This is a genomic window from Streptomyces sp. NPDC002817 (assembly GCF_053592055.1).
The window spans coordinates 53,007-75,992 of sequence record NZ_JBSFUY010000029.1; the positions used below are offsets into that span (position 1 = coordinate 53,007).

General features: G+C 69.1%; 22 protein-coding genes and 1 pseudogene. 11 read left to right on the forward strand and 12 right to left on the reverse strand.

Annotation, left to right across the window (positions count from 1 at the left end; genetic code table 11):
• On the reverse strand, positions 1-1,642 hold a 1,642-nt coding region (locus ACWD3I_RS37490), incomplete at its 3' end, for a sigma factor (RefSeq protein ID WP_451084285.1).
• A gap of 189 nt (positions 1,643-1,831) precedes the next feature.
• Here ACWD3I_RS37490 and ACWD3I_RS37495 point away from each other — a divergent pair.
• The gene (locus tag ACWD3I_RS37495) at positions 1,832-2,245 is read left to right on the forward strand and encodes an SsgA family sporulation/cell division regulator (RefSeq protein WP_365394022.1); all 414 of its coding nucleotides are present in this window, start codon (positions 1,832-1,834) and stop codon (positions 2,243-2,245) included.
• Between the two features lie 14 nt (positions 2,246-2,259).
• Positions 2,260-2,718 carry a hypothetical protein gene (locus tag ACWD3I_RS37500; RefSeq protein ID WP_365394023.1) on the forward strand — a complete coding sequence of 153 codons (459 nt, stop codon included), beginning with the start codon at positions 2,260-2,262 and terminating at the stop codon, positions 2,716-2,718.
• A 12-nt stretch (positions 2,719-2,730) separates the two neighbouring features.
• On the opposite strand, the gene ACWD3I_RS37505 is transcribed toward ACWD3I_RS37500, so the two are convergent.
• The 5 genes and pseudogenes from ACWD3I_RS37505 to ACWD3I_RS37525 all read right to left on the reverse strand — a co-directional run bounded on the left by ACWD3I_RS37505 (position 2,731) and on the right by ACWD3I_RS37525 (position 6,229).
• Positions 2,731-3,057 carry a hypothetical protein gene (locus ACWD3I_RS37505; RefSeq protein ID WP_365394024.1) on the reverse strand — a complete coding sequence of 109 codons (327 nt, stop codon included), beginning with the start codon at positions 3,055-3,057 and terminating at the stop codon, positions 2,731-2,733.
• 28 nt (positions 3,058-3,085) lie between these two features.
• Entirely contained in the window at positions 3,086-3,544 is a 459-nt protein-coding gene (locus ACWD3I_RS37510; protein WP_365394081.1) for a hypothetical protein, read from the reverse strand.
• A gap of 285 nt (positions 3,545-3,829) precedes the next feature.
• Positions 3,830-4,198: pseudogene (locus ACWD3I_RS37515) on the reverse strand (DUF4279 domain-containing protein); the annotation flags it as partial.
• An 8-nt stretch (positions 4,199-4,206) separates the two neighbouring features.
• Positions 4,207-4,623, reverse strand: a complete 417-nt coding sequence (locus ACWD3I_RS37520; RefSeq protein ID WP_365394025.1) for a DUF4279 domain-containing protein — start codon at positions 4,621-4,623, stop codon at positions 4,207-4,209.
• A gap of 16 nt (positions 4,624-4,639) precedes the next feature.
• Positions 4,640-6,229 carry a putative adhesin gene (locus tag ACWD3I_RS37525; protein WP_365394026.1) on the reverse strand — a complete coding sequence of 530 codons (1,590 nt, stop codon included), beginning with the start codon at positions 6,227-6,229 and terminating at the stop codon, positions 4,640-4,642.
• 478 nt (positions 6,230-6,707) lie between these two features.
• On the opposite strand from ACWD3I_RS37525, the gene ACWD3I_RS37530 reads away from it, so the two are divergent.
• Positions 6,708-7,259 (forward strand): barstar family protein, encoded by a 552-nt coding sequence (locus ACWD3I_RS37530; RefSeq protein ID WP_365394027.1) that lies wholly within the window; start codon positions 6,708-6,710, stop codon positions 7,257-7,259.
• 7 nt (positions 7,260-7,266) lie between these two features.
• Here the strand turns inward: ACWD3I_RS37530 and ACWD3I_RS37535 are convergent, their stop codons facing one another.
• Genes ACWD3I_RS37535 through ACWD3I_RS37545 form a run of 3 tightly spaced genes read right to left on the reverse strand, consistent with a single transcriptional unit; the run spans position 7,267 to position 10,063 of the window.
• Complete coding sequence (locus ACWD3I_RS37535; protein WP_365394028.1) at positions 7,267-8,286, reverse strand: hypothetical protein; 1,020 nt, start codon at positions 8,284-8,286, stop codon at positions 7,267-7,269.
• 53 nt (positions 8,287-8,339) lie between these two features.
• A complete protein-coding gene (locus ACWD3I_RS37540) occupies positions 8,340-9,410 on the reverse strand; it encodes a hypothetical protein (protein WP_365394029.1) in 1,071 nt (356 codons plus the stop codon).
• Positions 9,407-10,063 carry a hypothetical protein gene (locus ACWD3I_RS37545; RefSeq protein ID WP_365394030.1) on the reverse strand — a complete coding sequence of 219 codons (657 nt, stop codon included), beginning with the start codon at positions 10,061-10,063 and terminating at the stop codon, positions 9,407-9,409. Before ACWD3I_RS37545 ends, ACWD3I_RS37540 begins: the two co-directional genes overlap by 4 nt.
• A gap of 317 nt (positions 10,064-10,380) precedes the next feature.
• On the opposite strand from ACWD3I_RS37545, the gene ACWD3I_RS37550 reads away from it, so the two are divergent.
• From ACWD3I_RS37550 to ACWD3I_RS37565, 4 genes are all read left to right on the forward strand, one after another.
• Positions 10,381-13,356 carry a BTAD domain-containing putative transcriptional regulator gene (locus tag ACWD3I_RS37550; protein WP_365394031.1) on the forward strand — a complete coding sequence of 992 codons (2,976 nt, stop codon included), beginning with the start codon at positions 10,381-10,383 and terminating at the stop codon, positions 13,354-13,356.
• Positions 13,353-14,084: a prepilin peptidase gene (locus ACWD3I_RS37555; protein WP_365394032.1), complete on the forward strand. Its 732-nt coding sequence runs from the start codon at positions 13,353-13,355 to the stop codon at positions 14,082-14,084. The genes ACWD3I_RS37550 and ACWD3I_RS37555 overlap by 4 nt, the downstream gene beginning before the upstream one ends.
• A 91-nt stretch (positions 14,085-14,175) precedes the next feature.
• On the forward strand, positions 14,176-15,375 hold the full coding sequence (mqnC, locus tag ACWD3I_RS37560; protein ID WP_365394033.1) for a cyclic dehypoxanthinyl futalosine synthase: 1,200 nt from the start codon (positions 14,176-14,178) through the stop codon (positions 15,373-15,375).
• A 7-nt stretch (positions 15,376-15,382) separates the two neighbouring features.
• A complete protein-coding gene (locus tag ACWD3I_RS37565) occupies positions 15,383-15,829 on the forward strand; it encodes an imidazolonepropionase-like domain-containing protein (RefSeq protein ID WP_365394034.1) in 447 nt (148 codons plus the stop codon).
• A gap of 66 nt (positions 15,830-15,895) precedes the next feature.
• On the opposite strand, the gene ACWD3I_RS37570 is transcribed toward ACWD3I_RS37565, so the two are convergent.
• A complete protein-coding gene (locus ACWD3I_RS37570) occupies positions 15,896-16,900 on the reverse strand; it encodes a chitinase (RefSeq protein WP_365394035.1) in 1,005 nt (334 codons plus the stop codon).
• Positions 16,901-17,207: 307 nt separating this feature from the next.
• Between ACWD3I_RS37570 and ACWD3I_RS37575 the strand changes: the two genes are divergently transcribed.
• The 4 genes from ACWD3I_RS37575 to ACWD3I_RS37590 are packed head-to-tail and all read left to right on the forward strand — an operon-like array spanning position 17,208 to position 21,969.
• Complete coding sequence (locus tag ACWD3I_RS37575; RefSeq protein ID WP_365394036.1) at positions 17,208-17,597, forward strand: hypothetical protein; 390 nt, start codon at positions 17,208-17,210, stop codon at positions 17,595-17,597.
• Positions 17,598-17,616: 19 nt separating this feature from the next.
• Positions 17,617-19,884 (forward strand): bifunctional polysaccharide deacetylase/glycosyltransferase family 2 protein, encoded by a 2,268-nt coding sequence (locus ACWD3I_RS37580; protein WP_365394037.1) that lies wholly within the window; start codon positions 17,617-17,619, stop codon positions 19,882-19,884.
• Positions 19,884-21,227 (forward strand): acyltransferase family protein, encoded by a 1,344-nt coding sequence (locus ACWD3I_RS37585; protein ID WP_365394038.1) that lies wholly within the window; start codon positions 19,884-19,886, stop codon positions 21,225-21,227. Before ACWD3I_RS37580 ends, ACWD3I_RS37585 begins: the two co-directional genes overlap by 1 nt.
• 46 nt (positions 21,228-21,273) lie before the next feature.
• Positions 21,274-21,969: a demethylmenaquinone methyltransferase gene (locus tag ACWD3I_RS37590; RefSeq protein ID WP_365394039.1), complete on the forward strand. Its 696-nt coding sequence runs from the start codon at positions 21,274-21,276 to the stop codon at positions 21,967-21,969.
• 4 nt (positions 21,970-21,973) lie between these two features.
• Here the strand turns inward: ACWD3I_RS37590 and ACWD3I_RS37595 are convergent, their stop codons facing one another.
• Together ACWD3I_RS37595 and ACWD3I_RS37600 are read right to left on the reverse strand one after the other, a co-directional pair.
• Positions 21,974-22,288 (reverse strand): PASTA domain-containing protein, encoded by a 315-nt coding sequence (locus ACWD3I_RS37595; protein ID WP_365394040.1) that lies wholly within the window; start codon positions 22,286-22,288, stop codon positions 21,974-21,976.
• Between the two features lie 120 nt (positions 22,289-22,408).
• Complete coding sequence (locus tag ACWD3I_RS37600; protein WP_365394041.1) at positions 22,409-22,915, reverse strand: GNAT family N-acetyltransferase; 507 nt, start codon at positions 22,913-22,915, stop codon at positions 22,409-22,411.
• Positions 22,916-22,986: the final 71 nt, after the last annotated feature.

Below are 22,986 nucleotides of genomic sequence, written 5' to 3' on the forward strand. Positions count from 1 at the left end.
CCGGTGTGGGGTCCGGGTCGGCCGGTGTGGGGCTCGGGTCCTGGACGGGTGGGGTGGCCGGTGTGGGGTCCGGGTCGGCCGGTGTGGGGCTCGGGTCCTGGACGGGTGGGGTGGCCGGTGTGGGGTCCGGGTCGGCCGGTGTGGGGCTCGGGTTCTCGACGGGAGGGGGATCCGCGGGAGTCGAGGGCTCCGGGTCCGGAGCGGGGTCGGGTGTCGGTGCGCTCGGGGTCTCGGGTCCGGGGGTGCCCTCGGTGGGAGCTTCCGGTGCCTGAGGGGGCTCTTGGACGGGCTCTTCGACGGGCGGTGCCGGCGTGGTGGGGGGCTGCTCAGTGGGCGGTGCCGACGTCTTCGGAGGTTCCTCGGTGGGGGGCTCCGGTGTCTTGGGGGAGTCCTCGGCAGGGGGTGCCGGAGCCTCCGGGTCGTCCTCGCCCGCCCCTCCGGTCGTCGGCGGTGCCGGATCCGCGCCTCCAGGCGTGCTGCCACCAGGCTCCTCCGGCGGCGCGGTCTCGGTGGGCGGCGGCGTAGCGGCCACCGGCCCCTCCTCCGCCTCCGCCTCCGTCACACCGGTTACGCCCCCGCTCCCGCCCTCGGCCCGAACCTGCACACCGCGCTGGACGTCGGCCGCCCCCTCCGCCGTACCGCCGCTCTCGACCCCGTCACCCGTCGCCGGCGCCTCCGCCACCGGAACCTGGGCCACCGGTGCCTCGGCAACGGGCGCCCGCTGAGCCGGAATCGAGCCGGACTCGACGGGCCCGAGGGCGAGGAACACCGCGGCGGCACCCACCACCACGGCACCCGCGGCGGCCGCGGCCTTGGACCCCCCGACCGAGCTGTGCCGCATTCCGTCCAGCAGCCCGCCACCGGATCCGCCGAAGGCGGTCGCCGTACCCGCGAACCCCAGCAGGAACTTGCCGGTCCCGCCCACCGCGAACACCAGCAGCGCGGGCCCGACCAGCGCCGGCAGCCGGTTGTTGGCGCTCATCAGCGCCGCCAGCCGCGCCCGGCAGTCGTCGCACGCGTCCACATGCCCGAGCAGCCGCTCGGACTGCCGGGCGGTGGCGGAACCCCGTACATAGGCAGGCATACGAGCCCAGTGCACCTGGCACGCCGGATCGTCGGGCGCACCGGTCTGCGTCCGCAGAAACGCCAGCCGCATCCCTTCCCGCGCCCGATGCAGCAGTACGGCGGTGGCGCCCTCCTTGGTCCCGAGCTGCGGCCCGATCGCCGCGAGCGGCTGCCCCTCCGCCTCGGCCAACCACAGTGCCTTGACCCACCGTTCGGGCAACTGCCCCAGCACCCGCACCACCATGTCGACGGAGGACACGTGCTCGGCCGGATCGTCCCCGTGCCGCCCGGCCTCGGCCTGCTCGCCGGCCTGCGGATCCTGCGGGGTCTCCCGTACGGCACTCCCCGCGGCGCTCGCCAGATGCCGCACGGTCGTCATCAGATACGCCGGCACGTTGTCGATCCCGTGCCCCGCGGCCAGCCGCCGCCACACCCGGAAGTGCGCCTCGGCGACGAGGTCTTCGGCGGTGTGGGCGTTCCGGGTCAGGGAGCGGGCGTACGCGACGAGACGCGGCTGCTGCTCCTCGTAGATCCGGGCGTAGTCGGCGGTGGAAACGGCGGTGGAAACGTCGGACATGGCGAAACGCTCCAGGGGCCTGCTCTAGGGCGGGGAAGGATTTGTAAGCCTAGATGGCAAAAGTTTCAAACAAAGTTTCAGCCATCGCGGAAAGTGACGCACGTCACTCCCGTAACGGCGTAATCAGAGACCCCTCCAGTCGCTCGTACACACGTATCGGCCCAACCAGCCCCACATCGGAGCCCGTCCATGTACTTCGCCCTGGAACAGCCCACCGGCGCGCGTCTGCTCACCGAGGACGACGAGGAGCTGGCGGTCCCCGTGACCCTCCGCTACGCCTCGGACGACCCGCTGGCCGTCCACTTCGTCTTCCCGCCCTGGATCTCCCTCGACGGCGACGAGGTCACCTGGACCTTCGCCCGCGGCCTGCTGGAAGAGGGCCTCGGCTGCCCGGCCGGAGTCGGCAACGTCCACGTCCAGCCGTACGGCCCGTCCCGCACCGCCGTGGAGTTCCGCGCACCGGAGGGCATCGCGCTGGTCGTCTTCGAGACGACGGCACTGCACCGGTTCCTGCTCCGCTCGTACGCCGTCATGGAACCGGGCGGCGAGCCCCTGGAACCGGCCCTGGAGCGTGGGTTGGCGTCCTTGCTGGGCGGGGTGTGAGCTAGGTTCACGGGATGGTCGACTGGAAGACCGGCGACGGAGTGTCGGGCATCGACGACCCCGCCGAGGTGGACGCCGCGTTCGAGCGCGGTGAGTGGCCGCTCGGTACGGCGGTGATCGCGCTGGCCTTCAACTGCTCGCTGGAGGAGGCGTCGCCGCGGATCGTCAGGGCGACGCGGTTGCCCGATCGCGATCAGCGGTGGTTCGCGTTCACGGCGGTGGCTGTGGCGGCGCGGCTCAACGGGGCGTTGACGCCGGAGCTGTACGCCGTGCTGCGGGCCGCGGGTCTGCAAGGGACCGCCGAGGACGCCGTCAGGGACACGCTGACATTCGTGCCGTACCGGGATCTGCCGCCGTGGCTCAAGCGGCTGCGGCTGCGGCTCACGGTCGTGGACAAGCTGGACTACTGGAGGCTGGTCGTCACATACGCGGCCGAGGACGTCTGGAAGGCGCTGCGCGGACGCCGTTCCTGAACCCCGCCCGTCTCAGCTGCCCTTGGAGCCCTTCTCCTCGGTCTGCACCTTGCCCTCAAGGCCCTTGGCCAGTTCGTCCTCCAGCTTCTTGAACTCGCGGACGACGGCGTCGGACATCTCGGCCAGCGCTCCGAGCTGCTGGGTGATGTCCTCGCGGCCGTCCTCCCAGTTGGACTCGAAGTCCTCGAGGGCGTCATTGACGCTGCCGTCGCCGATGTCCTCCTTGTACTGGGCGAACAGCTTCTTGGTGTGGTCCAGGCGAGTGTTGATCGAGCGCAGCCGGCTGCCGTATCCCTCGAGTTCGGCGAGCGGGAGCGAGAGGTCCTTGCCTTTGCCCATGATTCAGATCCCCCGGATACGTGTTGGGTCAGACGAAGCGGAAGGTACCCGTCACCGCGTCGAAGATGTCGTGGAAGGCCTCGGCCAGGTCCAGCACGGGACTTGCCCCGGAGACCAGGACTACCTGGTCAGTGGCACCGGGAACAGGGATGTACGTCTGCATCATCACCATCCGCAGCGTACGGCTGTCACCCCGCTCGACGGGCACGTCCTCGACGCCGAACGTCCGCGCCGCCGTGCCGACTTCGGGAATGTCGACGGTCGTGACCTTGCGCCATGCGTCGCCCTCGCGGCGGGGCGTGACGGTGGAAAGGCTCTCGGCGATGACGCGGGGGTCCGTGGACAGCGCCACACCCTGCTGGTTCTTCGCCCCCACCACGGAGACCGTCACGGTCGCGGTGAGCGGAATGCCGTCGAAGTTCTCCGCCATGCACCCCATGTAGATCGCACCGGACTCCTGCGCGTCCTTGGCCATCTTGCGGAGCATGGCGGTCAAGTCGGCGCGGTAGGGCTCCAGTTCGGGCGTCGCCCGGACCCGCTCGTCGACGAGGGCGCGGATCGTGGCCTCGCGGCCTTCGGGGCGGACGTCGAACTCCCACCACGATTCGGGGACCGACAGGGAGATTCCGACGGGGGCCGGTTCCCTGGCGGCGTCCTGGGGTTCGTTCTCCGAGGGGGTGGTGGCGCGGTGGGAGCCGTCGCCTGCGGGCAGCCAGTCCAGCAGGTCTTCCGAATCCTCGGAGACCACCGCGTCGGTCGTGAACGAGAGCGGCAGCCCCAGCGTGGCCACGCGGGTCATCAAGGTCGGCGAAAGGACGACCTGAGTGCGGGGGCGCACAAGACCGCTGAGGTCGAGTTGTACCGTCAGCCCGGAATCGCGAAGACCCTGAATTCTCTCCAGAGCGCCGGAGATCTGATTCCCCAGCTCGTCCAGTGAGTACTCCGGTCCTTGGTCCTCGGTGCCAGTCACCTGGAAAGCCCAGAGGCCTTCGCCGGAACGGAATGAGGCAGGGGATCCGGATTCCCGAGAAGTCGTCGGATAAATCCCCAGCCGGCGCGTGACATCGTCCGGTACCAGTTCGGCTCCTGTGATGAGCAGGGTAGCCGTGGGGCCGGACCAGGAGTTTGCCGAGGTCGACATGGCTCTCGCTATCGTTCGCTGGTGCTGGGGGAGACGACGAAGGGAATGTTCAGCGCCGCCACCTGCGAAATGGCATCAGGGGTCAAGCTGAATGTGCTGCCGCGGCCGACGAAACCCGAGACATTGATCGAGACCTCGTATCCCCGCGCCGCCAGGGAGGAGATCGACGGGGCATGAGGGGTGATCTGACGAAGCAGTTCACGGAGTTGGTCGTCGATCCCGCCGGGCAGCCTTCTGTGCACGGCCAGCGACCAGACACCTTCGTCGGGGAGGCCGAGGCGTCGGGATTCGTCGGTCGGAAGGCTTACGGCGGTGGGGGTCAACGGAAGCTCGCGCGCGAGGAGATCGGGGTCCAGATCGGACTTCCGGATGAGGAGCTTGACGTCGGTCTCGACCCAGGCTCCCTCGGTGTAGTCGTACTGCATCTGTCGTCCGGCTCCTTCAGAAGATCTCACGGCAGGCGGCCCAGTGTACGTCTCCCATACCGGCCTTCAGCAGCTCGTCAAGCTTTGTCCGTTCGGCGACGGTGACCGAATTCTCCATGACGCTGAAACTCATTCCACCCGACCCTGCCGGTGCTGCAAGTGTGTAGTTGGGAATCTCGTCTCCGGCGCGGGCTATCTGAAGTGCTTCGCCGGGGTAGACGCCGGCTTCCACGGACACACCGTGCAGGCCTCCGAGTTGATCGCCGTGGTCTACGTAGAACGACACCGATGTGCCTTCCGGAACCTTTATCGTGCCGGCGCCTTGCTCCAGGAATCCGTGACCGGCGAGAACCGTTCCATCGGTTCTGCCTCCCTGGAATACGCGAGTCGCGTAATAGTGGCCCTGCTCGGCTGTATAGGTCTTCTTCGACATTTGGAGGCCGGCGTTCATGAGCGCTTGTTTGACTGCGCCCACTTCAGGGATGGAACCCCCGGATCCGCGAGACGCCATGCCCTTGAGCCACGATCCGTCGAAACCGCGGAAGATGTTCCGCGCGCTCCCGCCGAGGTTGCGGATGCCGTTCGCGAGGTTTTTGAGGCCGCCGCCGATGCCGCCCATGGCTCCTGCGCCGAGGGCCCGCAACCCTCCGGCTTTCCAGAGCATGCCGAGTTTGGCGATGCTGGTGAGGCCTTTGGTGGCGGGTATGCAGTCGAGGAGGGCCCAGGCGAGATCGCCCCAGCCGGCTGTGCCGTTGAGTACTTTTCGTGCGGTGTCGGCGAGGACGACGAGGGCGGCGGCGAAGACGAGCCAGCCGAGGGGTCCGCCGATGATCATGACGATGATGCCGACGATGGCCACGACCCATTTGCAGACGGTGACGATCTCGTCCCAGTGGTCGGCGACCCAGTCGCCGATCTCCTCCCACCAGTGGCGGTTGGGGATGCCGGCGTCGGAGGCTTCCTTGAGTTTGGTGACGGTGCGGCGGGCGGCTTCCTCGCGCAGTCCTTTGGCCTGGCCGGCGAGTTTCTTGGCGGCGTCGAGGGCGTTCTGTGCGCTTTCGACGTTGCGTTCGGCGGTGGCCTGGCGGGACTTGGCGTGCTGGGCGTCGCGGGTGGCGCGGCGGACGTCGGCCTCGTCGGGTTTGGGGACGTCCTTGCCGGGGTTCTTGGCCGGGTCGTAGGAGTCGACCTTGGTGGTGGCGGTGTGGACCCAGTCGTTGGCGCCGGACAGGGCGGTCTGTGCGGTGCCGAGTTCGTCGCGGGCCTTGCGGCCGTCGCGCAGGGCCTTGTCGGCCTTGGTCTGGGCGATCTCCAGGTCGGGCCAGAAGGAGGCGAGGGCGTCGCCCGCGAGGTCGTAGGACTTGCGGAGTTTGCGCAGTTGCTTGGGGGCGTCGCCGAACTGGTCGGCGAAGGTCTTGGCGGTCTTGCCGGCCCAGGAGAGGATCTCGTCCTCGGTGGCTATGCCTTTGAGGTCGCGCAGGGCGTCGGCCACGTCGTCGGCGAAGTCGTGCAGGGTGCCGGCGAGTTTGCGGATGCGTTGCGGGTCGCCCGGGGTCGGGTCCTTGTCCAGGTCGAGTATGTGCCAGTCCGTCGGCCTGTGTGACATGTGTTGCCCCCGTAACACCTGCAACGCTTACATCAGAACTTGCGTGTGAATGTAGCGCATGAGGTCGCTGGTGCCGGAGGGGGTTGGGTTCGCGTTTCTCCGTGGGTTGCGCCTCATCCGAAGTACTTGTGGATCTTCTGGGGAGGGCGTCCGCGCCTCTGCCACTCGGCCGCCGGATGGGCGGCGAGCAGGGGAAACCTCTGACCGCGTCCCGTTCCTCCGAGGAGCCCGAGAGGCTTCCGCCGCTCGGACTCATGCGGAGGGCGGGGATGGGGGTGCCGTTCGAGTCCGCGGGGCGGATTGAGTCGGACCGCTCGTCGAGGAGGAGGAACACCTCGTACGTGCCGTCGACTTCGCCTCTGCAGAGAGGGGCGGGGGAGTGGGTGTCAGAGGTGCGTGTGAGGCGGAAGAAGTAGGTCACCGAGGTTCCGAGGGAGGAGGGTGGGAACGATGTGGGCTGACTGGCAGGATCTACGCCATGGGCCTCACCCCGACCCTCACCCTCACCGAGCGCCGATCGCCATGGGTTGTCTTCACGCGTGGTGACGACCCGTGGGTGTACGTCGAGACTGCCGAACTCCGGAAGTCGGGCGGGCGCGTCTTCCGCCTGGACGGGCGGGAACTGCTGGAGCCGACCGCTCTGTTCGCCGTGTTTGCCCGGGAACTCGGTTTCCCCGGCTACTTCGGCCACAACTGGGACGCGCTCGTCGACGGTCTGCACGACCGGCACGACACGACGGACAGTGTGGTCCGGATCGAGCATGCCGATGGTCTGCTCGGCGCCGACTTCCTGGGGGTCTTCGTCTCCGCGCTGTGCCAGGCCGCGTGGCGGGCCAATCTGCAGCTGGACGCTGACGGGGTGCCGGATCCGGACCGGACGCCGTTCGCCCTCCACTTCGTCCTTCTCCTCGACGACACCCTGCCCGCCGACTTCGCAGAGGCTGCCGGGGGTGGGCTGGACGTGGAGGTGTCGTTGGGAGAGGGCCGGCTGGTGGCGACCCTCTCCGGGGAGGACTGGCCGGAGGCGTAGGTGTTGGTCAGCGGGAGTCGACGTGCTGCCAGTCGAGGGCGGTGATCCGGGCGGCCTTCGGCGTCAGTTCGGCCATGCCCTGTCCCTGGAAGACATCAGTGATCAGGTCGCCCCTGATGGCACCGAGAGCGGCCTGTTCCTCGCTGGGGACGAGTGAACGGCTGGAGCGGTAGGCGGACTTCACCAGGATCTCCTGGTTGTGCGCGGAGGGGAACAGGGCCAGGACGCCGCCGTCCGCGGTCCGCAGCGCGTACACGCTCGGGTCGGCCGGGGGCTTGGCGAAGAACATCTTGGTGGCGACGCCGTCGGCGGTGCCGTTGGTACTGCTGTCCTTGTAGATCCCGACGGCCTGCTTGACCAGCTTCGTGGAGGCGAGGTTCTTGCCCTCCTTCTTGCCGCCGGTCGCGAGGAGGTCTTCGTAGGCGGCGCTGACGTCGGACGGGGAGAGCTTGCCGACCTCGGTGTCGGCGTCGACGGCCTCCGCGAGCCCTTGCTGGTCCACGGCGAGCTTGGGCAACGGCTCTCCGTCGTCGGCCCACAGGGACAGCACCATCTTGTGGGTACCGCCGACCTTGTCGAAGACCAGCAGTACCGAGCTCTTCTCGTCCTCGCTGGATGTGGCCTGGACGGCGAACCAGTCACCTGTGCCCTTCTCCGGGATCACGTACCGGCGGTCCCGGTAGTAGAAGGGCTTGGCGTAGGCCTTCCGGTCCTTTGCGGAGAAGGTCGGGACGAGGGTGTAACTGGCCTTGTCCATCTCGTAGACCTGGCCGCCCTCGACCGTGCCCAGCAGCTTCTCGTCCAAGGCCGCGTTGGCTTTGTTGTTGACCTTCTCGTAGTTGGCGAACACCGAGGCGGCGGCCTTCGCCGTCAATACGCCCTGCGGCGCGGCGCTCGCGGAGGCGTCGCCGTTCGCGCCGTCCGCCTCCCCGCCTCCGCCGCACGCGGTCAGAGCGGCCGACGCGGCCATGCCGAGCACGGTTGCGGTGAGGCGGTGCCTGTACGGGGCGTGGGAGCGGGACGTCATCAGGCTCTCTTCTCTTGTCGTCGTGGAGGGTTGGCGGGCGGACCGGACGCCCGTCAGCGGTTGATCGACTGGATCTCCTGGACGTTCATGTCCTGCGTCGTCTCGAAGGTCCCGTCGGGCAGGTCGCCGCCGGTGCCGTTCGCGCCCTGCCAGGTGATCTGCCAGGTCACCGAGGCCGACAGGCGGTACGGCGTGCCGTCCGTGGCCTTCAGGTAGCGGATGCCGCAGGGCGGGGTCCGGTCGGAGTCGCCCTTTTGGTACGGCGTGCCGATCGATCCGTCCTCGTTGATCTCGCAGTTGCCCGAAGCGGGGATGGCTTGCGCGTACTCCGTGCCCGGGTTCAGGTGCAGGGCGACCGGCTTCGCGGTGGTCTCCGCCCACAGACCCGTGTTCGGGAGCTCCGCGCGAACCTTGATCTCCCTGAAGGTCCCCTTGTCCAGCCAGACCCAGGTCGGGGCGTTGACCGTGGACTTGGTCGCCGGCTTCAGCTCGATCTCGGTGCCCGGGACCTTGACCTTGTCGTACGCGTACTCGGCGAGGGTCTTCGGCGTGGGGGCGTTCGGTACGTCGGGGATGTCGCCGGCGTTCTGCCAGAACATGACGCGCTCACAGCCGAACGAGTCCGGGTCGGAGGTGTCCCGGGCAACGCCGCGCCAGAAGTAGCCCTTCTTGCCGATGTTGTAGTTGTCGTACCCCTCGCGGGACACGAGCGCGTTGTCCTCGTAGTTGTACGCGACCTTGCTGTCCCGGTAGTGGTCCGTCCACAGCTTCTGGCCGCCCCACATTTCGTGAGGGCTGACATATCCGAGCGGATTGTCACCCTCCGAGAACGCCTTGAGCTGCTCCGGTGTGTAGACGGGCTCGTACCAGCAGGGCGGTGGCTCCCAGTTCACGTCCGTCGAGGAGATGCTGCCGGTCTTGCCGCCGGTGGGGCCGCTGACCTGGGTGACCTTGATCCGGGACACGGCGGCGGACAAGTCACCGTTGTTGTCGGCGTTGCCCGACGTCGGGGGAGGAGTCGTGTTGTCGGCGGGTCCGTTCGCGTGAGCCGTGCCGCCGGTCCACAGCACCGCTGCCGCGCCGACGAGGCCGCACCGGCGCAGCAACCGTCGTGAGGGAGTCACGGCCGGCACTCCTTCGCCTTGCCGATCACCTCGATGGTGAAGGCTCTCCACACCTTTGAGGAGCCGGACGGGGGGATCATGCGCAGCCGGAACGTCTGGTAACTCGCCAGGTTCTCCTCCGAGTAGAGGACCTTCCCGCTCTTGATCTCCTTGCCGTAGAACTTGGCCTGGTTCCGGCAGAACTCGACCAGGACGCCCTGGCCACCACTCAGGGTGCTGACCTCTTCGTCGTAGTACTTGTCCGTCCCGGTGACGGTCCAGCCGCCCTTCTTCCAGGTCTCGATCTGCGACTTGGCGTACTGCGCGGCCTGGTTGAGCGAGTAGTAGCGGTACGCCGGGTCGTTCGGGTCCTGCTGGTCGATGCCGTGATCCAGCGCACGGATGTAGTTCTGCGCGCCGGCGAGCGCCGCCGCATGCTTCGCGTCGGACGGCTCGTCGAAGTCGAAGACCAGGTCGAGGTCCTTCGGAACGCTGATGTCGGGTGCGCCTGCCGGCGTCGACGCCGAAGCCGAGGCCGACGGACTCCCCGACGCCGTGCCCGCCCCCTTGATGTCGTCCGGAGACCCCCCGTCACCCCCACCGCACGCGGTGAGCAGAAGGGTCGCCGTCATGGCGAACGCGGCGGCGGTGACGGGCAGGGCGCGGCGGGCCACGATGGATCTCCCCCGGAGGTCGGCGTGTGCAACGGGGAACGAAGCTATCAGGGGCAGGTAAGGGGCCTTTGACTACCTGCGGGGGATTGTGTAGAGAGCGTGAGGGTGTGGCGTGGCGATTGCGAACGATGCTCGCGGTCGGAGCTCAAAGGGGCGTCAACTCGGGCATGTCCGGCAGGTCGTGAGGAAGTGAACCGAGAGTGTGTCCACAGGGCCCTGCCCGACCTTCGACGCCGTACATAAGATCTCTGTAGGCTCAGTACACCCCTCAGGACACCCACACCCACTCCCTCCACACACCACCCAGGACACCCGCCATGCCGCGACGCCGCACTTCCAGCTCGTCAAGCTCGACGGGAAGCTCGACGGGCAGCCCGAGTACCCCGAGGAACCGGACCCCGCAGGCCGTGCGGATCCGGCGGCGCTCGTTCGGGGACTTCGTCAAGGCGTTCTTCGCGTTCGTCGCGCTGCTCGTTCTCGTGGTGGGAGTGCCGGGGGCGCTGGCTGTCGCCGTCGGGTGGCCGCTGCCCAACGGGGTGCCCAGCCTCGACTGGCTGCAGAAGCCGATCACTACCGGCACCTTCCTGCACATCCTGACCGTCATCGTCTGGCTCGCCTGGGCCCAGTTCACCGCCTGCGTGCTCGTCGAGATAAAGGCCGCCGTCTCCGGCGTCGGTGTACCCGGGCGTGTTCCCGGCGGCGGTCCGAGCCAGCTCCTCGCCCGCCAGCTCGTCGCCGCCCTGCTCCTCGTGGGCGCCACCGCCGCCAGCCTCACCCCGGGGCTGTCCCAGCTCGGGCACAGCTTCGACGAGAACCAGCGTGGGACCGTCGCCGCCGCCCAGCAGACCCCCGGCGGCGGCCTCTTCGCCCAGCAGCAGGAGCAGGCCGCCAGTACCGCCGCCGCCCTCGCCGAGCAGGCCGCCGGCGCCGCCGCGCACGCCGATGCCGGGGGCAGCGCGTCCAAGGCCGACGACACGAAGTACTACCGGATCCAGCCGCCCGAGGGCCGCCACCACGACTCCCTCTGGGAGATCGCCGAACGGCACCTCGGTGACGGGCGCCGGTACAAGGAGATCTTCGACCTCAACAAGGACCGGGTGCAGCCGGACGGCTCCAAGCTGTCCGAGGCCAGCCTCATCCGGCCCGGCTGGATCATGGAGATGCCGGGCGACGCCCGGGGCGGGGACCTCGTCGAGATGCCCGAGGCGTCCGGAGGCTCCGCCGCCCAGCAGCAGATCCACGACTACGGCCAGAGCGGCGACCACGCCCAGGGCGGCGGAGCACAGCAGGGCGGCGGGGCCGACCAGGTCTCCCTCCCGGAGCAGCGCCCCGCCCCCGACCAGCAGACCGGCCACCAGGAGCAGCACCAGCAGCACGCCACCTCCACGAGCGCCGCCTCCGACGCCTTCGGCCTCCCGCAGGCCCTCGTCGGCGCCCCCCTCCTCGCCGCCGGTCTCCTCGGCGCCCTCGGCCGTCGCCGCCGGCAGGCCCTGTGGCAGTCGGCCTTCGGCGCCGTCGGCGGCCGGCGCGGCATGGAGCCGCCCACGCCGACCGGGGACGCCGCCGACGCGCAGGACGCCCTGCTCGTGGGCGCCGACCCCGAAGGCGTACGACTGCTGGACCGCTCCCTGCGTGGGCTCGCCGCCTCCCTCGGCGCCGAGTCGCGTCCCCTGCCCACCGTCTACGCGACCTGGCTCAGCAACAACGGCGACCTTCACCTCCAGCTCGCCCAGCCGTCCGGAAACCCGCCGGCCCCCTGGCAGCTCGGCCAGGACCAGACGTTCTGGATGCTCGCGCGCACCGACGCCGAGCGGTACGAGGACGTCGACGCCGCCGCCCCCTACCCCGGCCTCGTCAGCCTCGGCACCTTGGACGACTCCCGGCTGCTGCTCAACCTGGAGTCGGTGCCCGGCATCGTGTCGCTGAGCGGCAGCGAGGCCGACCGTGCCGCCGTCTTCGCCTCCGTCGCCGCCGAACTGGCCACCAACGGCTGGTCTGACCGCATGACCATCACCCTCGTCGGCTTCGGCGAGGACCTCACGCCCCTCGCGCCCAACCGGCTGCGGCACATCGAGGGGATCGAGGACCTCGTCGAGACCATGGAGGCCGAGACCCGGCAGCGGCGCGGTGCGCTGGGGGCCGCCGGGCACGACTCGGTCCTCACCGGGCGTACCGGCCCCGCCCAGCACACCCGTTGGGCCCCGCACCTCGTCCTCCTCGCCGCCGAGCCCTCCGCCGACGACGCGATGAAGCTCGCCGAACTCGCCGCGGACGCCGGGCGGCTCGGCATCGGCTATCTCGTCGGCACCGAGAGCGGCGATCTGCCCGGCGCCGCCTGGGAGATGGAGATCACCGGCGAGGGCAAGCTGCTCGCACCGCTGCTCGGCCTCGAACTCGACGCCCAGCTCCTGCCCGTGCCCCTGCAGCGCGCGGTCGTCGAACTGTTCGTCGAGTCCGACCCGGAGCGCGAACCGCAGGGACCGGCCACCGCACCCCCGTTCCTCGTCGACGTCAGCGAGCAGGGACGGCCGGCGGTGTACGCGCGGCTCGTCGGGCCGTACGAGATCATCGGCCTCGACACCCCCGACGGCGATCGCAGCGCCCTGCTCCACGAGGCGCTCGCCCTGCTGCTCCTGCACCGCGAGGGCGTGCACCCGCGCGTGCTGTCCTCCGCGCTCTGGCCGCGCGGCGTCACGGACGACGTACGCGAGGCCCTCCTCGACCGGCTCCGGGCCTGGCTCGGCACCGACCCCGACGGCTCGCCGCGCCTCAGGACCGACAGCACCGGACGGCTCACGCTCGCCAAGACCGTCGTCTCCGACCTCGACGTACTGCGCTCCCTCTACCACGAGGCCACGCAGGGCCGCGGTGTCGACAGCCGTGCCGTGCGCGGCCGGCTGCTCACCGACGCGCTCGTCCTGGTGCGCGGCCCGCTCCTCGCCGACCGGCCCGAGGGGCGCTACCGCTGGCTCACCCACGAGATCATCGACGCCCAACTCCCGCTCCTCGTCGCGGACATCGGCCTCGCACTGTCCGAGTTCCACCTGGTCAAGGACCGTGCGGAGAAGGCCATCGAGGCCCTCGGCGCCGCCCTCAACTCCGCGCCCGGCGACGAGCGCCTCTGGCACGAACTGCTCCGCGCCACCCACGCCACCGGCGACACCGACCGGCTCCGGACCCTCGCCGCCGACCTCATCAACCGCAGCGGGGCCCGCGGCCTGCCGCCACGCACCGAGGCACTCCTCGACGAGCTCCTGCCGACGTGGCGCAACGGCGTCGCGGCCGTGGGATGACCACCTTCCTCGTGATCGCCGCCGCGCTGTGGGGCGCGGCGGCGGGTGCCTTTCTGCCGAGGGCCGCCTATCGGTTCTCCGTCCCGTCGGGGGAGGAGTGGCGGACCACCTGCCCGGGTGAGCATCCCCTCGGGGGGTGGATCGGATGGGCGCGCTGCAAGCGGTGCGAACAGCGCGAACAGTCCTACGGCCCTCCCGCGGCCCTCCTCTCCACCCTCACCGCCCTCGTCTGCGCCGCCCTCGCCGCCGCGACCGGCACCCGGCCCGAGATCGCCGTCTGGCTGCTGCTCGCTCCGGTCGGCGTACTGCTGGCCGTGGTCGACCTGCGGGTGCAGCGGCTGCCCGACGTCCTGACCCTGCCGCTCGCGGGCGCCGCCCTCGCACTGCTGGGCGTGATGGCGTTCGTGCCCGAGCACACCGGGGACTGGCCGACAGCACTCCTGGGCGCCCTCGCGCTCGGCGGCGGCTACTTCGTGCTGTTCCTGATCAACCCCGCCGGCATGGGCTTCGGCGATGTGAAGCTCGCGCTCGGGATGGGGGCGGTGCTGGGCTGGTACGGCTGGCCGACGGTCATGCTGGGGACCTTCGCAGGGTTCCTGCTGGGGGCGCTGTACGGCGGTGCGCTGGTCGTCGCGCGGAAGGCGGGGCGCAAAACGGCGATCCCGTTCGGACCGTTCCTGATCATGGGGGCGTTCGTCGGGCTGCTGATCGGCGCGTACGCGGCCTGACGTGTGCCTCGCAAAACCGCTGGCGTAGGCTGGCGCAGTCCGTCCATTACGGATGGTTCCGTCCACAACCCTTGACGAAAGGGACGCTCCGGTGACCGAGAAGGCCGACCTTCAGTCCGTCCTCGACCGCGCCGCATCCGGTGGGCGGATCACTCCGGAGGAGGCGCTCGACCTCTACCGCGACGCCCCGCTGCACGCGCTCGGCGCGGCCGCCGACGCGGTACGACGCCGTCGGTACGCCGGGACCGAGCACATCGCGACGTACATCATCGAGCGGAACATCAACTACACCAACGTCTGCGTGACGGCGTGCAAGTTCTGCGCGTTCTACGCCCCGCCGACCGCCAAGGACAAGGGCTGGACGCGCGACCTGGACGACATCCTGCGCCGCTGCGCGGAGACCGTCGAGCTGGGCGGTACGCAGATCATGTTCCAGGGCGGCCACCACCCGGACTACGGCGTCGAGTACTACGAGAAGCACTTCTCCGCCATCAAGCAGGCCTACCCGCAGCTGGTGATCCACTCGCTGGGCGCGTCCGAGGTCGAGCACATGGCGCGGATCTCGAAGGTCAGCGTGGACGAGGCGATCCAGCGGATCCACGCCGCCGGTCTCGACTCCTTCGCCGGCGCCGGTGCCGAGCTGCTGCCCGAGCGTCCCCGCAAGGCCATCGCGCCGCTCAAGGAGTCCGGCGAGCGCTGGCTGGAGATCATGGAGACCGCCCACAGGATGGGCGTCGAGTCGACGTCGACGATGCTCATGGGCACCGGCGAGACCAACGCCGAGCGCATCGAGCACCTGCGGATGATCCGTGACGTCCAGGACCGCACCGGTGGTTTCCGGGCCTTCATCCCGTACCTCTACCAGCCGATGAACAACCACCTGAAGGGCCGCACGCAGGCCACGATCTTCGAGTACCTGCGGATGATCGCGATCTCCCGGCTCTTCATGGACAACATCGCCCACATCCAGGGCTCCTGGCTGACCACCGGCCAGGACGCCGGCCAGCTGACCCTGCACTACGGCGCGGACGACCTCGGCTCGATCATGCTGGAGGAGAACGTCGTCTCGGCGGCCGGTGCCAAGCACCGCTCCAACCTCCAGGAAATGATCGACATGATCCGTACGGCGGGGCGGGTCCCGGCCCAGCGCTCCACCACGTACGAACACCTCGTCGTCCACGACGACCCGGCGAACGACCCCGTCGACGCGCGGATCGTGTCCCACATCTCGTCGACGGCGATCGAGGGCGGCACGGCGCATCCCGAGCTGAAGATCCTCGCGTCCAACTAGCCCGCAGATGGAGACGATTCACGCCGCCGACGAGGTCCGGTACACCTGGACCTCGGAGCCGATCAAGGGCGGTGCCGTCCTGGTGGGGCGGGACCGGGTCGGCGCCGTGGGGACGCTGGAAGAGCTGCGCGAGCGGTTTCCCGGCGCCCGGGTCCGCAGGTGGCCCGGTGTCCTGGGCCCCGCCCGCATCCACGAGGGCCCGCTCCCGGACGCCCCGAGCCCACGTGAACGCATCCACGCCGTACTGAAGTCGGGCGCGGTGGCGGTCCTGGAGGAGTACGCCGACACGCCTGAACTCCGCGCGGCGGCCGAGCGGAACGACGTGGTCGTGCTCCCCGGTGTGCAGTCCACAGCGATCAGGGAAGTGGGCCGCGCGGATCTGGCCGTCTTCGACGAGAGCGGCGAGTGCATCGCGACGGTGTGCGCGGGCCGGCTGGTCCACAGACGCCGCTAGCGACGCGCCCCGAAAGGGGCGCGGGGAACCGCGCGACCGGCCTCCACCGGGCCCGCAGCCGACCCACTACTCCGCGAACGCCTCCGCGAACGCACCCGAACTCTGCTTCACCCCGCTGCAGTTGGTGAGCTCATCACCCTCGTCGTCACACTGCTGGTCCCGGAACGTCGACCACATCGACACCCACCCGATCTCCTTCTCCTCGGCGAAGGAACGCACCTGAGCCGCGTCCGACAACGTGAACGTCTCGTTGTCGACGTCGTTGACCCCGATCATCGACGTCAGCGCGATCGCTCGCCACGCAACGGCGTCCGACGTCCCGAAGACATCCCTCAGCTGTGTGTGCGCGGCCTTCGCCGAGGTGATCGCGTAGTCGCCCATGTCCTCGTCGTACGACTCGCTGTAGTTCATGGTCATGAGGTTGATCGTGGAGACCTGTACGGCACTGTTGTTGGCGGACTCCAGCAGCGCGATGCTGTCGTCGTCGAGCCCCGACGGCATCACGGGCAGCGTGAAGGACACGGTGAGGTCGCTGCGCGACTTCTGCAGCAGCGCGATCGCCTCCGACCGCAGCTCCACCGACGCGGAGTCCGTCAGCGCGTCACCCTCGATGTCGAAGTCGGCCTGGGTGGAGCCGGCCGCGTCGAGGGCCTCGCCGTACGCCTGCGCGAGCGCCGTCGCACTGTCGCAAGTCTCCGCCAGCTCCTTGCCCGACGCCCCGCCGAAGGAGACCCGGACACTCGCGCTGTCCTCCTTGAGCTGCGAGATCCGGGAGGCCACCGAGGTGTTGCCGATGGCGTGCGAGTCGTTCCACGTGGGCGTGCAGTCGCTGCCGTCCGCGATCACGAAGGCCAGGTTGTACGTCGTCGGAGCGCCGGCCGAGTCGTTGTCGGAGGCTTCCGTGGCGCTGACGTAGGGGGCGTACGACGTGCTCGACGAGGTCTCTTCGGAAGCCTCGGCGGACTGGGCCGGCGTCGCTTCCGAGGTGGTGTCGGTGTCCGAGGAACAACCCGCCGTGGCCAGGGCAAACAGGCAACTCAGCCCTGCCGCCGGCCTCAGGAAACGCCGCATTCGGCATGCACCCGCTCTCGTGATTTCTGTCTCAGGATGGAAACAAACTGTGTTGGGCGAGTGGAAATCTCTCACACGGGGCTGAGCTTCATGAGGACAAGATTTACACAGAGAACGCATGGGCATGCGTGAATAAAACGGCCTATTCGGTCACCTAAAGCGGACGATCAACCCCTTTCCCCTCCGTGGGAGTTGCGCAGGCGTTCCAGTGAACTCTCAGAGAAGAGACAGGTTAAGACGTTTCTCATACGGGCCTCACATGGATTCCTGAGTTTCGGACACATAAAGACTCTCTAACGTCCGGGGAATGCATTCCGAGCCTGCCATCGAAAACCGCGCCGAACGTGGTCGCCGCCGCAAACGCCGCGGCAACGAGTCCGCCGACGGGCCCGTGTTCGTTGACAACTCCGGACGCCGCTCCAAGCTGCTGCGCCGGATCGGTCTTCTCGTCGGTGTCCTGTGTGTGGGGTACGCCGTCGTCCTGGGCCTCGCCTTCATGGGCATCGGCACCTCGAACCCGTCCTCGCTGCTGCCCTTCGGGGGCGGTCAGGGCCAGGGAGGTCCGGGCACCCAGAACGGCAACGGACCCGGCACCCAGCCGCAGGGCGGCATCGGCAACAGCGTGAAGCCCAGCGGCTCTCCGCCCGCGCTGCCGTCGGGCGTGCCCACGCCGTCCGCCTCCGCGACCGCCAACTGACCGGAGCGCAGCCACCCTTATGACTACGACGACTCCCTCCCGCGGCCGCCGCCGCGCCCCCTCGCGCCTGGGGCGGGCGGCGGGCAAGGCCGCGGCGCTCCAGAAGCCGCGCGTCCTCCTCGCCGGCCTGCTCCTGCTCGCGCTGACCAGCGTGATGCTGCTCGACGGCTATCTGCGCGCCGAGGTCGGCGGCGACGAGCGGGTCCGCGACGGGGCCAGCTCCAGCAAGGTGCCGGACAAGATCCTCGACGGCGGCCCGATCATCAGCTTCCGCGGCGGCTCGGCGACGAGCGTCTCCGTCCCGGACAAGACGATCGCGCTGACCTTCGACGACGGTCCCAACCCGACGTACACGCCGCAGGTGCTGAAGATCCTGGAGAAGTACGACGTCCCCGCCACGTTCTTCGTGGTCGGCTCGATGGTCTCGCGCTACCCGGGCATCGTGAAGGACATGGTCGAGCAGGGCAACGAGGTGGGCATCCACACCTTCACCCACGTCGACCTCTCCTACCAGAGCGACGCCCGGGTCAACCGTGAGATGCAGCAGACCCAGTTGGCACTCGCGGGCGCGGCGGGCATCACCACCACGCTGTTCCGGGCGCCGTACTCCTCGGAGACGGACGCCATCGACAACTACAGCTGGCCCGTCTACGAGAAGCTCGGCGAGGACGGCTACACCAGCGTCTTCGTCGACACCGACAGCGACGACTGGAAGAAGCCGGGCGTCTCGAAGATCGTCAAGTGGGCGACGCCGGACGACAACGACGGGGCGTCCGTGCTCTTCCACGACGCCGGTGGTGAGCGCTCGCAGACGATCAAGGCGCTGCCCGAGTACATCGAGAAGATGAAGGCGAAGGGGTACACCTTCACCACCATCAGCGGGGTCATCGAGAAGGAGCAGTCGGCGAACGGCCAGCAGGCCGGTGGACCGGCGGCCGCGGACGGCCGGCAGCCCGGCGGAGGCACGGGTGCCGGCAACCTCCAGGCCGCCCACCGCGAGGCCACCGGAGCGACCCTCTACGAGGGCGAGGCCCTGCTCGCGGCCGTCGCCGTCGCCGAGTACGCCGTACCCACGCTGTCGGTCGGCCTCATGGTCGTCGGCGTCGCCGTCATGGGGCGGTTCGGGATGATGCTGATCCTCGCCCGCCGCCACTACAGACAGCGCAACAAACGCCGCTTCAGCTGGGGGCCGACGGTCACCCGGCCGGTGAGCGTGATCGTCCCGGCGTACAACGAGAAGGAGTGCATCGCCAACACCCTCAGGTCGCTGGCGCAGAGCACCCATCCGATCGAGATCATCGTCGTCGACGACGGTTCGACGGACGGCACATCCGAGATCTCGCGCAACGCCGCCTACGAGCTGGGCATGACGAACGTCCGGGTCATCCGCCAGGAGAACGCGGGCAAGCCGGCCGCCCTCAACAACGGGGTGCGCAACGCCAGTTACGACATCGTCATCATGATGGACGGCGACACCGTCTTCGAACCGGACGCCGTGCACCAGCTGGTGCAGCCCTTCGCCGACCCCGAGGTGGGCGCGGTCGCCGGCAACGCCAAGGTCGGCAACCGGGACACGATCATCGGTGCCTGGCAGCACATCGAGTACGTGATGGGCTTCAACCTGGACCGCCGTATGTACGACCTGCTGCGCTGCATGCCGACGATCCCCGGCGCGATCGGCGCGTTCCGCCGCGAGGCGGTCCTCGAGGTCGGCGGTATGAGCGAGGACACGCTCGCCGAGGACACCGACATCACCATCGCCATGCACCGCGGGGGCTGGCGGGTCGTCTACCAGGAGCACGCCAAGGCCTGGACGGAGGCGCCGGGTTCGCTGAAGCAGCTGTGGTCGCAGCGCTACCGCTGGTCGTACGGCACCATGCAGGCGTTGTGGAAGCACCGCAAGTCCCTGACCGACAAGGGTCCTTCGGGCCGCTTCGGCCGGGTCGGGATGCCGCTGGTGGTGATCTTCCAGATCGTCACGCCGGTCTTCGCGCCGCTGATCGACGTCTTCACCGCGTACTCGATGATCTTCATCGACTTCCAGGCGGCGCTGCTGGCCTGGCTCGCGGTGCTGGCGGTGCAGCTGGTCTGTGCCGCGTACGCCTTCCGGCTGGACAAGGAGAAGTACCGCTATCTGCTGATGATGCCGCTCCAGCAGCTGGCCTACCGGCAGATGATGTACCTCGTCCTCATCCACTCCTGCATCACGGCCCTCACGGGCGGCCGGCTGCGCTGGCAGAAGCTGAAGCGCACCGGCGAGGTCGGGACGCCGGCGGGGGCGAGCTGATGAGCTGGGAGCAGCAGGGGTACCAGCAGCAGGGGTACGGCTACGGATACGGGGACGGGAACGGACAGGCGTACGGCGGCAATGAGCAGCCGCGGTACGCACAGCCGCAGTACGTACAGCCGACGTATCCGCAACAGGCGTATCCGCAACAGGCGTATCCGCAGCAGCAGTACGTGGACTACGGGCAGCCGGTGGCGGTGGAGGAGACGGCTCCGCTGCCGCCGGTCGAGCCGGAACCCGAGCCCGAAGTAGCGGTCGTGGGGGAAGAGCCCGCGGACGAGGCGGCGGAGGAGAAGCCGCCGCCGAAGCCCGCCGGTCGCGACCGCTACTTCGACACCCTCCGGGCCGTCGCCCTCATCCGGGTCGTCACCTATCACACCTTCGGGTGGGCCTGGTGCGGGATGGTCTTCCCCTCCATGGGGATCATGTTCGGCCTGGCCGGCACCCTGATGGCGAAGTCGCTGGAGCGGCCCGCGCTGAAGGTCGTGAGGAGCAGGCTCCGCCGGCTGCTGCCCCCGTTCTGGTTCTGGGGCTTCTTCGTGGTCCTCGCGATGCTGATCCACGGCTGGATGCCGCACTGGGAGATCGTCTACTGGATCGTGCCGTTCGGCGATCCGCCGGGGAACCAGTGGGGCGTACAGGCCTGGGAGATCCTCTGGTACCTGCGGACGTATCTGTGGTTCGTGCTGCTGTCCCCGCTGCTGCTGAAGGTGTTCCGGTCGGCGCCCGTCCCGGTGCTCTTCCTCTCCCTGGCGCCGATCCTGGTCCTCAACTTCGTGTGGTCCGGGCCGGAGGGACGGCTCGGCAACGAGATGTGGGACTTCTCGACGTACCTCTTCTGCTGGATCCTCGGCTTCGCGCACCGCGACGGCGTGCTCCAGAGGATGAAACCGGCGCTCGTGGTCGTCCTGTCCTTCGCCGCGATCGGCTACGGCGGCTGGTACGCCTTCTCCCACCAGGGCGAGGTCGGCACCTACGACCTCGACGAGATCCCGCTCGCGCAGGCCTTCTGGTCGGCCGGGTTCGTGATGCTGCTGATGTGGGCCAAGGCGTACTTCGCGATCGACTTCGTGTGGCTCACCCGCTTCAAGCGGCTCGACCGGGTCGTGACGGTCTTCAACGCGCGCGCGGTGACGATCTACCTCTGGCACGAGATCGCCTTGATCCTCGCCGTACCGCTGATCGACCAGTTCTGGAACGTGCCGGCCTTCGAGAAGTACCTGCCGCTGGAGAGCCAGTGGTTCATGTTCGGGATCGGGTGGGTGCTGATCGCGGTGTTCGTCCTGGCCTGCGGCTGGGTGGAGGACGTGGCGGCGAGGAAGAAGCCGAAGCTGCTGCCGTGAGCGGGGCCTCGGCCGCTTCCTCGGGGGCGGCTGCAAGAATGGGCCCGTGACCCGCGCTTCCCTGAACAAGCAGCCGCACGAAGTCGCCTCGATGTTCGACGACGTGGCGGAACGGTACGACCTGACGAACGACGTGCTGTCGCTCGGCCAGGACCGGGCGTGGCGCAGGGAGGTCGCCAAGGCGGTCGACGCCCGGCCCGCGCAGAAGATCCTGGACCTGGCGGCCGGTACGGCCACCTCGTCCCTGCCCTTCGCGCGGACCGGCGCCTACGTCGTCCCCTGCGACTTCTCGCTGGGCATGCTCAAGGTCGGCAAGAAGAACCACCCGTGGCTGCCGCTGACGGCGGGCGACGCGACGAAGCTGCCGTTCAAGGACGACACCTTCGACGCGGTCACGATCTCCTTCGGGCTGCGCAACGTGCAGGACTTCGACGCCGGGCTGCGTGAGATGTACCGGGTGACCAAGCCCGGCGGCCGGGTCGTGATCTGCGAGTTCTCGCACCCGACCTGGGCGCCCTTCCGCACGGTCTACACCGAGTACCTGATGCGCGCCCTGCCGCCGGTGGCCCGCGCGGTGTCCTCCAACCCCGACGCGTACGTCTACCTCGCCGAGTCCATCCGCGCCTGGCCCGACCAGCCCGCGCTGGCCGAGCACCTGCAGAAGGCGGGCTGGTCGAAGGTGGCGTGGCGGAACCTGACGGGCGGGGTCGTGGCCCTGCACCGCGGGTTCAAGGCGAGCTGAGGGTTCAGGGCGGGCCGATCCCGACGGTGCAGGGGTCGCCGGGTTCGTCCAGCTCGCGCTGCAGTCCGCCGCCCGACGGGTTCGGCACGCGCGGCTCGCGCATGCCTCCGCCGCCCTCGCCCGGACCGAAGTCCAACCACACGTAGACCATCGACTCCCGCGGCACCTCGGCGCCGGGCTGCGGGTACTGGCGTACGACGTAGTCGACGACGGCGAGGTGGAAGTCCTGCCGGTCCGGCGCATTGATGGACAAGCCCTGTGCCTTGGCCGTCTCGCGCGCGTCGACGGCCATCAGACCGACCAGACGAGGGACGCGCACTTCGGGCGTTTTGGGTGTTATTCGCACAGATGTCACCCCCAGCGGTATTGGCAGAGTAACCGCACTGGGGCGCTACCTGGAAGCGCTGAGTATTTTTCTGTAGCCGATTATCACTCTGCGTCACAGATCAAGGCGGAAGCACAGCGCGTCCTCCGGCAGCCGCGGATGCGGGAACGTCTCCGCCGCCACCATGCCGAGCCGCCGGGTGACCGCGATGGACCGTTCGTTGCCGGGTCTGACCAGCGCCACGACGTTGGTGACGCCCGCTGCCCGCAGCCGTTCCAGCGTCATCTGCGCGGCCGCGGTGGCGTACCCCTTGCCCCAGTGCGCGCGCCCGAGCCGCCAGCCGATCTCGATCTCACCCTTGGGGCCCCAGTCCTGCGGCCAGGGCTGGGCGCCGGTGAACCCGATGACCTGCCCGTTCTCGTCGACCATGGTCCACAGACAGAACCCCCGCTCGGCATCGTGCCGGCGCTGGCGGGCGGTGAGTTCCTCATAGACGTACAGCTCCGCCGACCTGCCTCCGTGGAACTCCATGACGTCCCGGTCGTCGAAGATCCGGTGCCAGGCGACGGCGTCCTCGTCGGTGGGGACGCGCAGCCTTACTACAGGGAGAGCTCGGTTCACGGGGCAGCCCTTCAGCCGGGTGATCAATCGTGCTGAATAGACTGCCCATGTCCAGTGCCGGTCGGCACGCA

What these genes read in the sequence shown, in the direction of transcription:
- ACWD3I_RS37580 (WP_365394037.1), top strand. Translation starts at nt 17,617, where the DNA reads ATGACTACGACGACTCCCTCCCGCGGCCGCCGCCGCGCCCCCTCGCGC.
- ACWD3I_RS37565 (WP_365394034.1), top strand. Translation starts at nt 15,383, where the DNA reads ATGGAGACGATTCACGCCGCCGACGAGGTCCGGTACACCTGGACCTCG.
- ACWD3I_RS37570 (WP_365394035.1), bottom strand. Translation starts at nt 16,900, where the DNA reads ATGCGGCGTTTCCTGAGGCCGGCGGCAGGGCTGAGTTGCCTGTTTGCC.
- ACWD3I_RS37550 (WP_365394031.1), top strand. Translation starts at nt 10,381, where the DNA reads ATGCCGCGACGCCGCACTTCCAGCTCGTCAAGCTCGACGGGAAGCTCG.
- ACWD3I_RS37575 (WP_365394036.1), top strand. Translation starts at nt 17,208, where the DNA reads ATGCATTCCGAGCCTGCCATCGAAAACCGCGCCGAACGTGGTCGCCGC.
- ACWD3I_RS37520 (WP_365394025.1), bottom strand. Translation starts at nt 4,623, where the DNA reads ATGCAGTACGACTACACCGAGGGAGCCTGGGTCGAGACCGACGTCAAG.
- ACWD3I_RS37585 (WP_365394038.1), top strand. Translation starts at nt 19,884, where the DNA reads ATGAGCTGGGAGCAGCAGGGGTACCAGCAGCAGGGGTACGGCTACGGA.
- ACWD3I_RS37510 (WP_365394081.1), bottom strand. Translation starts at nt 3,544, where the DNA reads ATGCTCCGCAAGATGGCCAAGGACGCGCAGGAGTCCGGTGCGATCTAC.
- ACWD3I_RS37555 (WP_365394032.1), top strand. Translation starts at nt 13,353, where the DNA reads ATGACCACCTTCCTCGTGATCGCCGCCGCGCTGTGGGGCGCGGCGGCG.
- ACWD3I_RS37525 (WP_365394026.1), bottom strand. Translation starts at nt 6,229, where the DNA reads ATGTCACACAGGCCGACGGACTGGCACATACTCGACCTGGACAAGGAC.
- ACWD3I_RS37495 (WP_365394022.1), top strand. Translation starts at nt 1,832, where the DNA reads ATGTACTTCGCCCTGGAACAGCCCACCGGCGCGCGTCTGCTCACCGAG.
- ACWD3I_RS37530 (WP_365394027.1), top strand. Translation starts at nt 6,708, where the DNA reads ATGGGCCTCACCCCGACCCTCACCCTCACCGAGCGCCGATCGCCATGG.
- ACWD3I_RS37500 (WP_365394023.1), top strand. Translation starts at nt 2,260, where the DNA reads ATGGTCGACTGGAAGACCGGCGACGGAGTGTCGGGCATCGACGACCCC.
- ACWD3I_RS37535 (WP_365394028.1), bottom strand. Translation starts at nt 8,286, where the DNA reads ATGACGTCCCGCTCCCACGCCCCGTACAGGCACCGCCTCACCGCAACC.
- ACWD3I_RS37505 (WP_365394024.1), bottom strand. Translation starts at nt 3,057, where the DNA reads ATGGGCAAAGGCAAGGACCTCTCGCTCCCGCTCGCCGAACTCGAGGGA.